Source organism: Fulvivirga aurantia, assembly GCF_009711475.1.
GTDB lineage: Bacteria > Bacteroidota > Bacteroidia > Cytophagales > Cyclobacteriaceae > Fulvivirga > Fulvivirga aurantia.
Genome location: NZ_SMMD01000340.1, coordinates 1 through 1,849 on the forward strand (window position 1 = coordinate 1; position 1,849 = coordinate 1,849).

Annotated in this window: 1 protein-coding gene; it reads left to right on the top strand. The window is 39.9% G+C overall.

The features are described from left to right. Positions 1-1,849, top strand: a 1,849-nt coding sequence (locus E1176_RS01635) for a carboxy terminal-processing peptidase (RefSeq protein ID WP_155208836.1), incomplete at both ends; no start/stop codon positions are given.

Consider the following 1,849-nt stretch of genomic DNA (forward strand, 5'->3'; position numbering starts at 1 on the left):
CTACCCGCTTATCTCCTAAACCTCATTATGGAGAAGAGGCCAAATTGGTAAGTCAGATATTAGATACTTATCATTTTAAAAAGATCAGACTCAATGATTCTTTATCTTCTGTTATACTAGATCAATACATTGAGACACTAGATAACAATAAATCTTACTTTCTGGCTTCTGATATTGCCTCTTTTGAGCGATATAGAAACTCTCTGGACGATCTCACTCGTGCAGGAGACTTAAGTCATGCTTATGAGATTTATGATGTTTTTAAAACCAGGTTTGAAGACAGGATGTCTTACGTAATGGACGAACTGGTTGATAAGGAGTTTGACTACTCAATAGATGAGCAATATAATACCGACAGGAGTGAGGAAGGCTGGGCTTCATCACAAAAGGAGCTCAATGAGTTGTGGAGAAAAGTTATTAAAAGTCAGGCTTTGAGCTTAAAACTCAATGGCAAAGAGAAAGATGAGATCAAAGATTTGATCACTAAAAGGTATGAGCGTTTTCAAAAGGCGATAAGCCAGTATAATGCTGAAGATATTTTTGAGTTGTATATGAATACGGTAGCTGAAGCTTTTGACCCACACACCAATTATTTTTCTCCTAAAACATCTGATCGATTTAAGCAAAACATGAGCTTATCTCTGGAAGGAATAGGCGCCAGACTACAGAGCGAAAATGACTATACAAAGGTTGTACAGATTTTGCCAGGAGGGCCAGCAGAGAAAAGTGATCAATTGCATGAAAATGATAGAATTGTAGGTGTAGCACAAGGCGAAGACGGTGAGATGGTAGATGTTATCGGCTGGAGGCTTGATGATGTGGTACAGTTGATCAAAGGGCCAAAGGGCACTACCGTAAGACTAGAAATTCTGCCAGCAGAAACCGGAATTAACGGACCTTCTGAAGAAATTGTACTTCAGCGAGACAAAATAAAATTAGAAGATCAGGAGGCAAAGTCAGAGCTGCTTTCTTTTAGAAAAGATGGTCGTGATTATAAGATAGGGGTAATTTCATTACCGACTTTCTATATGGATTTCAAGGCATATCAGGAAGGTGACCCTAACTACACAAGTACTACGCGTGATGTAAAAAGGTTGGTTAAAGAACTGCAAGAGCAAGATATTGACGGCTTGTTGATGGATCTTAGAAACAATGGTGGTGGGTCTTTGGCAGAAGCTATTGATCTTACCGGTTTATTCATTAAAGATGGCCCTGTAGTGCAGGTTAAAACCTCTAACAATAAAATCGAAATAGGTGAAGACGAAGACCCAGAAGTAGTATATGATGGACCAATGGCTGTTTTAATCAACCGATTTAGCGCGTCAGCTTCTGAGATTTTTGCGGGTGCCATTCAGGATTATGAAAGAGGCGTGGTAATGGGCGAGCAAACATTCGGCAAAGGAACTGTGCAAAGTGTGATTGACCTAGGTAGGTATTTAAACGTGCCTGAAGATCAGCAAGTTGGTCAGTTAAAAATTACATTGCAGAAGTTTTACAGAGTAACGGGAAGTAGTACTCAGCATCTGGGTGTGAATCCAGATATAAGTTTCCCTTCTGCTTTCAAAGCTGAAGATTTCGGAGAAAGTGCCAGTGAGAGTGCGCTACCTTGGGATCAAATTAGAAGCACTAATTTTGACAACACACACAATATATCTTCTCAATTGCTTAGCAGATTAAATAATGGCTACTATCAAAGACTTGAGTCTGATCCCGGCCTTAAGGAATTGGTGGCAGAAACTAATCAGCTGAAGCAAACTTTAGAAACTAAGGTGATCAGCCTTAACGAGGCTGTGAGGCAAAAGGAAGTAGAAGAGGCGCAGAAGAAAAAATCTCAGATTGGTTTGAGTGG